This is a genomic window from Methylobacterium sp. WL19, from assembly GCF_008040005.1.
GTDB lineage: Bacteria > Pseudomonadota > Alphaproteobacteria > Rhizobiales > Beijerinckiaceae > Methylobacterium > Methylobacterium bullatum.
The window spans coordinates 1-8,029 of record NZ_VRVC01000171.1 but is presented as its reverse complement, the minus strand read 5'-3'; the positions used below and the strand labels follow the sequence as shown (position 1 = coordinate 8,029).

The 8,029-nt window shown below is 68.5% G+C and carries 6 protein-coding genes; 3 read left to right on the top strand and 3 right to left on the bottom strand.

The features are described 5' to 3' along the window. A partial coding sequence (locus FV220_RS22820) for an OB-fold nucleic acid binding domain-containing protein (RefSeq protein WP_348642103.1) occupies positions 1-710 on the bottom strand: 710 nt, incomplete at its 3' end. Between the two features lie 270 nt (positions 711-980). Here FV220_RS22820 and FV220_RS22815 point away from each other — a divergent pair. The 3 genes from FV220_RS22815 to mfd all read left to right on the top strand — a co-directional run bounded on the left by FV220_RS22815 (position 981) and on the right by mfd (position 5,398). Beyond that, positions 981-1,244: a hypothetical protein gene (locus tag FV220_RS22815; RefSeq protein ID WP_018043710.1), complete on the top strand. Its 264-nt coding sequence runs from the start codon at positions 981-983 to the stop codon at positions 1,242-1,244. Between the two features lie 82 nt (positions 1,245-1,326). Next, on the top strand, positions 1,327-1,620 hold the full coding sequence (locus tag FV220_RS22810) for a succinate dehydrogenase assembly factor 2 (protein ID WP_018043709.1): 294 nt from the start codon (positions 1,327-1,329) through the stop codon (positions 1,618-1,620). A gap of 178 nt (positions 1,621-1,798) precedes the next feature. Then, on the top strand, positions 1,799-5,398 hold the full coding sequence (mfd, locus tag FV220_RS22805; protein ID WP_147833338.1) for a transcription-repair coupling factor: 3,600 nt from the start codon (positions 1,799-1,801) through the stop codon (positions 5,396-5,398). Positions 5,399-5,503: 105 nt separating this feature from the next. Here the strand turns inward: mfd and FV220_RS22800 are convergent, their stop codons facing one another. Both FV220_RS22800 and FV220_RS22795 read right to left on the bottom strand, forming a co-directional pair. Continuing rightward, positions 5,504-5,848 (bottom strand): hypothetical protein, encoded by a 345-nt coding sequence (locus tag FV220_RS22800; protein WP_018043707.1) that lies wholly within the window; start codon positions 5,846-5,848, stop codon positions 5,504-5,506. 303 nt (positions 5,849-6,151) lie between these two features. Beyond that, positions 6,152-7,438: an AMP-binding protein gene (locus FV220_RS22795; protein WP_081612738.1), complete on the bottom strand. Its 1,287-nt coding sequence runs from the start codon at positions 7,436-7,438 to the stop codon at positions 6,152-6,154. Positions 7,439-8,029: the final 591 nt, after the last annotated feature.

Genomic DNA, 8,029 nt, shown 5'->3' with positions numbered 1-8,029 from the left:
GTGCGGGGCGTGATGCCGTCGCTCGCCGGTGCCGGCGGCGCGGCCTCGGGCCGATGCTCGGCCCTGAGCGCGTCGGCGAAGCCCGGCAGCCCCTCCCGCGCGAGCCAGGCCGGATCCTGCCATTCAGGGAGGGTCGGCAGCCGGTCGAGGGCGGAATGCGCCAGTTTCGAGATCGCCCGCGAGGTCAGGCCCTCGGTGGCGCCGTAGACGAGCTCGACGGCGGGCAGGGCGGCGAGCCCCGCCTCGTCCACGATCCGCGACGGATGCACCATCTGCCGGTGCCCGTCCCACAGGTCGATCCGGCCGGAAATGTAGCGATGGGCGCCGAGCGGCAGCATCTTCTCCACGCGGGCCTGCGGCATGCCGAAGAAGACGAGGGTGATGTCGCCGGTGCCGTCCTCCACCAGGACCCGGAACGGGCGCCGCCCCGTCCCGGCCTGGGGCGGGCGATAGCCGGTGACCGTGACACCCAGCGTCACGGGCTCGCCCGGCGGCGCCTCGGCGATGGAGCCCATCATCGTGCGCGCCACCCCGCCCTGGGGCAGGTGGAACAGGAGATCGACGATCCGCGCGGGCTGCTCGGGCGTGCCGAGGAGCCGCTCGATCAGCGGCGCCATCTTCGGCCCGACGCCGGGGAGGGTCCGGGCCTGGGCGAAGAGCGGATCGAGGATGCTGGGGCGCAGGTTCGTCGAGCGGGGTTCGTCTGTCATGGGCGAAGCGACCATCCCTCGTCTGGATGCGGGACGGAAGACACCCGAAGGCGGGATGACAGTGCCGGACCTCGCGTATCCGTCATGTCCGGAGGAGAGAGCATGAGACCGGCATAGAATGCGGGGACCGAGCCGGGCAACGATCTCTTTGCCGCTGCCGCCGCGCGTGACGATATGGTCCGGCGGCGTTGCAACTCTGTCGGGATCGGCCATATTTGGGAAGCCGGTCCCGTTGTGGACATTGCGGCATGGAATTCCGGCGCACGCACCATGGCCACGATCGCCCTCGATACTCTCGCCATCGCCCGGAAGCTGAAAGCCGCCGGGTTCTCGGACGACCAGGCGGAGGCCGTGACCGGCGTCCTTCGCGAGACGCGGGAAACCGATCTGTCGACGTTGGTGACGAAATCCGACCTCAAGACCGAGATCGCGGAGTCGAAATACGACATTCTCAAATGGGTCCTGTCGGCTATCGGATTCCAGACCATCGTCATCGTGGGCGCAATCGTCACGCTTGCGCGAGGGCTGCGCTGAAAAGGCCTGCGCTGAACCTCGTGCGATCCGACCACTCCACCGATCCGGGGATCCCAGGATCGCAGCATCACAGGCTGACCCCATGTCTGGAACCACCCGCACCAGCGCGGATCTCGATCCGCGCCGCCGCCGCACCCTCTTCCGCGCCTGGCATCGCGGCATGCGCGAGATGGACCTGATCATGGGCCGTTTCGCCGATGCGGAGATCGGTACGCTGAGCGATGAGGAGCTGACCACCTTCGAGGCCCTGATCGAAGTGCCCGACCGCGACCTGTTCCGCTGGCTCACCGGCGAGGACGAGACGCCGCAGAATTACGACACGCCGGTATACCGCCGCCTCCAGGCGTTCCATAAGCACGACGCGCCGATTCATTAGCGGTCCAGGCGATGCGGGGCTCTCCTCCCCCTTGTGGGGAGGAGTTGGAGGTGGGGGTAGCGCCGCTCGCCTCCGCAGTTGGATTGTCACCCAACCACCCCCACCCTCGGTCCCTCCCCACAGGGGGGAGGGAGGCGCGTCGCGTCACACTTTCCCATGAGTTCGAAACCCCGACCCGATGGCCAAGCCCCAGCCCAAAGCGCCCGCTCCCGCTCCGAAGCCGCAGACGGCGCGGTTCGCCCTGCCGAAATCCGGTGCGCTCGCCCGTGCGCTGGAGGCGCTGAAGCGCGGCGACAGTCCGACGCTCGCCAACGTGCCCGAAGGGTTCGACGCGGTGGTGGTGGCCGATCTCGCCCGCGCCCTGTCCCGGAGCTTCGAGGGGCCGGCGGTTCTGGTGCATGTGGCCCGTGATTCCGGGCGCTCGAACGCGTTCCAGACCGGGCTGAAATTCGTCGCCCCCGAGATCGAGGTGATGAGCATCCCGGCCTGGGACTGCCAGCCCTACGACCGGGTCTCTCCGAACGCCGCCATCGCCGCCCAGCGAATGACCGCCCTGTCCCGGCTCTCGCGCTCGCGTTCCTCGGAGGAACAGCCGCGCATCCTCTGCACTACCGTCAACGCCCTGATCCAGAGAGTGCCTCCCAGAGAGAAGATCGCGGTGGAGACCTTCTCGGCGGCGATCGGCAACGTGGTGCCGATGGACACCGTCACCGCCTGGGTCGAGGCCAACGGCTTCCTGCGCACGGGGACGGTGCGCGAGACGGGCGAATACGCCGTGCGCGGCGGCATTCTCGACCTGTCGCCGCCGGGCCTGCCGAACCCGATCCGCCTCGACTTCTTCGGCGATACCCTGGAATCGATCCGCGCCTTCGACCCGGAGACCCAGCGCACGGTGGGCTCGCTCCGCTCCCTCGACCTCGTTCCGATGAGCGAGGTGCAACTGACCACGGAGACGATCCGGCGCTTCCGCCAGGGCTACATCTCCACCTTCGGCGCGGCGACCCGCGACGACCGGCTCTACGAAACGATCAGCGAGGGACGGCGCTATGCCGGACTCGAGCACTGGATGCCGCTGTTCTACGACCATCTCGACACCCTGTTCGACTACGTGCCGGGCGTGCCGCTGGTCTTCGACGCGCAGGCGGAAGAGGCGGTCGCCGAGCGACTCACCCTGATCCGCGATTATTACGACGCCCGCGCCGAGGCGATGAAGACGCCCTCCACCGGCGTCGCGCCCTACAAGCCGCTCAGGCCGTCCTCCCTCTACCTGACGCAGAACGACTGGAAGGAGCGGGTCGCCGCCGCCTCCGTCGCCCGGCTCTCGCCCTTCGCGGTGCCCGAGAGCCCGGACCGCCTCACCATCGATTGCGAGGGCAAGGCGGGCCGCAGCTTCGCCGCCGAGCGGGCGGACGAGACGGCCAGCGTGTTCGACGCCGCCGTCGCGCATGTGAAGGAACTCCAGGGATCCGGTCATCATGTGATCCTCGCATCCTGGTCCGACGGCTCGCGCGACCGGCTGTGCGGCGTGCTCACCGATCACGGCCTGAAGAAGCCGGTCTCCATCAACACCCTCACGGCGGTGAACGCCCTGAAGCGCGGCACCGACATGGCGGTGGCGGTGTGGGGGCTCGATTCCGGGTTCATCGTCGACAAGCTCGCGGTCATCTCGGAAGGCGACATCCTCGGCGACCGGCTGGTGCGCCAGAAGCGCAAGTCGAAACGGCCACAGGACATCATCCTGGAGGTGCAGGCGCTGCAGCCCGGCGATCTCGTGGTCCATGCCGATCACGGCATCGGCCGGTTCGTCGGCCTCAAGACGGTGACGGCGGCGGGCGCGCCGCACGATTGCCTGGAGATCCAGTATGCCGGCGGCCTGTTGCTGCTGCCGGTGGAGAATATCGAGCTTCTGACCCGCTACGGCTCGGAAGATGCGGAGGTCGCCCTCGATCGTCTCGGCGGCGGTGCCTGGCAGGCCCGCAAGGCCAAGATGAAGAAGCGCATCCTGGAGATGGCCGGCCAGCTCATCAAGATCGCGGCCGAGCGCTTCGTGCGCCAGGCACCCCGCCTCCAGGCCCCGGATGGGCTTTACGGCGAGTTCGCCGCCCGCTTCGTCTTCGAGGAGACCGAGGACCAGGCCACGGCCATCGACGCCGTCCTCTCCGACCTCAATGCCGGCCGCCCGATGGACCGCCTCGTCTGCGGCGATGTCGGCTTCGGCAAGACCGAGGTGGCTTTACGCGCCGCCTTCGCGGGCGCGATGGGCGGCAAGCAGGTGGCGGTGGTGGTGCCCACCACCCTGCTGGCGCGCCAGCATTACCGGACCTTCGCGGAGCGATTCAAGGGGCTGCCGGTGCAGGTGGCGCAGCTGTCGCGCTTCGTCTCCGCCGCCGAGATGAAGCAGAACCGCGCGGGGCTGGCCGCCGGGACCGTCGACATCGTGGTCGGGACCCATGCGCTCCTCGCCAAGAACGTGGCGTTCAAGGATCTCGGCCTGATCATCGTCGACGAGGAGCAGCATTTCGGCGTGGCCCACAAGGAGCGCCTCAAAGCGCTCCAGGCCGATGTCCACGTGCTGACCCTGTCGGCGACCCCGATCCCGCGCACGCTCCAACTCGCCATGACCGGGGTGCGCGAGCTCTCGATCATCGCGACGCCGCCGGTGGACCGCCTCGCGGTGCGGACCTTCGTGATCCCGTTCGACGCGCTGATGATCCGCGAGGCTCTGCTGCGCGAGCGCTATCGCGGCGGCCAGTCCTTCTACGTGGTGCCGCGCATCGAGGACCTGGCGGAGGTGAAGCGCTTCCTCGACACCGAAATGCCCGAGACCAAGGTGGCGGTGGCCCATGGCCAGATGGCGGCGGGCCAGCTCGAGGACGTGATGACGGCCTTCTACGAGGGCAAGTTCGACGTGCTGCTCTCCACCACCATCGTGGAATCCGGCCTCGACATCCCCACCGCCAACACGCTCATCGTGCACCGGGCCGACATGTTCGGCCTCGCCCAGCTCTATCAGCTGCGCGGCCGCGTCGGGCGCGCCAAGGCCCGCGCCTACGCCCTGTTCACGACCCCGGCCAACAAGCAGCTCACCGTGCAGGCGGAGAAGCGCCTCCAGGTGCTCCAGACCCTCGACACCCTGGGGGCGGGCTTCCAGCTCGCCTCCCACGATCTCGACATCCGCGGCGCCGGCAACCTCCTCGGCGACGCCCAGTCCGGCCATATCAAGGAGGTCGGCTACGAGCTCTACCAGCAGATGCTGGAGGATGCCGTCACGGCCCTCAAGGCCGGCATCGAGGAGCCGGTGGAGGAGGCGTGGTCGCCCACCATCGCGCTCGGCGCCCCGGTCACGATCCCGGAGGATTACGTCGAGGACCTCACCGTCCGCCTCGGCCTCTATCGCCGGCTCTCCACCCTGGAGAACGACGCCGAGATGGAGAGCTTCGGCGCCGAGCTCATCGACCGGTTCGGACCGCTGCCGCCGGAGGTGGAGCAGCTCCTCAAGATCGTCACGATCAAGATCCTGTGCCGCGACACCAACGTGGAGAAGGTCGAGGCCGGGCCGAAGGGCGTCGTCGTGCATTTCCGCGACAAGTCGTTCGCCAATCCGCAGGGGCTGGTGGCCTTCGTCGGCGGTCAGGCTTCCTTCGCCAAGGTCCGCCCGGACATGAGCATCGTGTTCATCCGCGAGCTCGATTCCATTCCCGAGCGCCTCAAGATCACGACCTCGATCCTTCGCGAATTGTCGAAGATCGCCCGCGCCACGAAGAAGAAGGCGGCCTGAACGGCATCGCACCGGACCACGAAAAAAGGCGGGCCCAACGGCCCGCCTCGCATGCACATTCTCGATCTCGCTCAGTCGCCTACGACGACCTGTTCATCGTCGGTGTCAGAGATCCGGCTGGTTCAGGACGTAAGGCCCGATGCGGCTCTGCAGGTCGATCGCGGAACCGCCGCCACGCCCCGTCACACCGTCGATGACGATCACGGGGATGCCCGCCTGCTGCATCTGCTCACGCAGGCGCTCCGAGAGCATGGCATAGGCCGGGTCGAGGCGGGACGAGGTCTGAAGGAGGATGGCCGCGGGGCGGGCGATGACGGCGAGAACGTCGTCGGCGGCCTCGAGGGATGCGGTAACGCTCGCATAACCCAGCTCGGCAAGCTCGGCGGCGAGGGAGTGATCGATGGCGCGGTGACCATCATCGACGACCAACACTTGTTGCAGCGCACTCATGACTGTCAGGGTTAGCCCATCAATCGCCCCTTGGGAAGGGACCTGTGCGATAACACACGTCAACCCGGATGGTTCGCCGGCTGTGGGGCGAAATTACTGCGGCCACCCGGCCGATGTCCCGGGGTCGGACGGCGACGTCACGCGCTTGCCCGCCTTCACACATGACGTCAGCCGATCACTATAAGAAACTGCTTTCACAAGCAGATTTTATTTTCCAAGCACACTGAATCTTGGCCATTCGCGATGGCCGCGCACCATTCCTCGAAAGCGGTGGATTTCGGGCAAAACCCGAAGCCGAGACGATCAGCAGCGGACGATCTCGGTTGCTCGGCCGGCAAATATTTTTGCCGCGAAGGGCACGGCATTCCAGAGATCGGCGGTTTTTCCCGGCGGAATTCCGCGCTGCAATGGGCTGGCCCCGGAGGCGCGACCCCGGAAAGCGAATCGCCCGTCCTCGTCCCGCGCGATATCGAGCAGGGCCGGAAACGGCGCCAGCGGGTGAGCATCCGCAAGGAAGTGGGCGAGATCCCCGTCGGCCCGCGAGGCGGTGAGGAGCGCCGTCTCGTCGAAGGCGAGGACATCGACCACCCGTCGCGGGGCATGGACGGAGGCCGGCGCCAGCAGCCGGGCGTGAAGGCGGGTCGGTAACCGATGGGCCAGGACGATGGATTCGAGTCCGTCCGGGCTGCGGCTCGCGGCCAGATTGCGTTCGAGGGCGGCCGGCGCGACGAGATGGGTCGGGCCCGGCCGGCCCAGCGCTTCGGCGAAGCGGCCGGCATCGAACGGCCCGACCATTTCCAGGCCGGCCCCCGCCACGAGGGCGGCACCGAGACCGGTGACGAGCCCCCTCAGGTCGACGGGAGCGAGGAGGGTCAGGATGCGCTCGCGGGGGGCGACCCGGGCCGTGGCGAGATGGACGGCGATGGTGGCGATCAGCGCGTCGGCGGGACGATAGACCGGCTGCGCGGGATCGGCGGCGGCGAAGGTGACGAGCCCGGCGCTCTCCGGTGCGAAGGGGCCGCCGCGTCCGTCGAGGACCATGCCGTCGAGGCTGATGACGCCGTCGGGCACGTCCGGCCCGAAAGCCGCGAGGTAGCGCAGGCCGAAATAGCGTACCGCCACCTGGCGCAGGCACTCGGCCGGAAGCTTTCCCGCGACCCGGGACTGGGTGAGCACGGCCTGGATGCCGGCGGCCTGGATGCCGGAGACCAGGGCATCCTCGTCCCATGCCTGGGGCAGGAGGCAGGGAATGTGGCCCGCGGCCTCGATGGCGAGGTAGGACAGCAGGGTCTCGGACCCGGCGGCGGCGATGAGGCCGACCCGACTCGCCGGAGCCAGGCGCCATTGTCGCATTCCGTTGGCGAGGCGCGCGACGATCTCGGCGGCGGCCCCATAGGTCCAGGTGATGGGGCCGCGCCCGGACCAGCCTGCCTTGTCCTTCGGATCCACGAAGGCGACCCGGCCGGGATCGGCATGGGCGGTCGCCGCCAGCAAGGTGCACAGGCCGGGCCTGGCCGTTTCCGAGCGCTGGCTCGGCGCGACGGGGCTGTCCGCCGGTACGGGGACGGGGAGGGCGTCACGAAAGGACATGATCGCTGGCTGCGCCGACACCTCCGCTCAACTCCCCGCGCGCATCGACTCCTCGTGCCCTCCGGTCATGGACGATTAGGGTTAAACCTTGCTTAAACCGATCCGTGTCGAGGAGGCCGAACGGGGACGATCGCGCTCATCCAGACGAGACAGGTGTCATGTCTTCGCCGCATTCCGCAGGGAAGCAGGCCGCCCGGTCGTTCGAGCGGGTTCGAGGCGTTGAGCGCCCCGTCCGGCGCCTTGGCGGGCCAGGTTGGCCATCCAAGCTCCGGGAACGGGCAATTTGCGCGCGCCGAGGGCTTGACCGCGCGGACCAGGGCGGCGAGGGCTCGACCGAACACCGTCCGCGGGTTTCGATCCGCACCATCGAGTTCAGGAAACGCCTTGCTGGGCTCGAGAGCCGCAGCATTCCTTCGTCATTCGCGATATCCAAGGGGTCAGAGCTGATGTTCTTTGCCAACCGTCCCGCGCGCCCGATGCGCGCCGCCGCGATTCTCGCCCTGGCCGGCATGATGGGCAATGCGGGCTTGGCGGCACCGGCCTTCGCCCAGGCGCCGAAGGGCAAGGCGCCCGCTCCGGCCGCCCCGGCAC

Excerpts from the sequence above, each read along its gene's own strand:
- FV220_RS22810 (WP_018043709.1), top strand. The coding sequence starts at position 1,327 with ATGTCTGGAACCACCCGCACCAGCGCGGATCTCGATCCGCGCCGCCGC.
- FV220_RS22795 (WP_081612738.1), bottom strand. The coding sequence starts at position 7,438 with ATGTCCTTTCGTGACGCCCTCCCCGTCCCCGTACCGGCGGACAGCCCC.
- mfd (WP_147833338.1), top strand. The coding sequence starts at position 1,799 with ATGGCCAAGCCCCAGCCCAAAGCGCCCGCTCCCGCTCCGAAGCCGCAG.
- FV220_RS22800 (WP_018043707.1), bottom strand. The coding sequence starts at position 5,848 with ATGAGTGCGCTGCAACAAGTGTTGGTCGTCGATGATGGTCACCGCGCC.
- FV220_RS22815 (WP_018043710.1), top strand. The coding sequence starts at position 981 with ATGGCCACGATCGCCCTCGATACTCTCGCCATCGCCCGGAAGCTGAAA.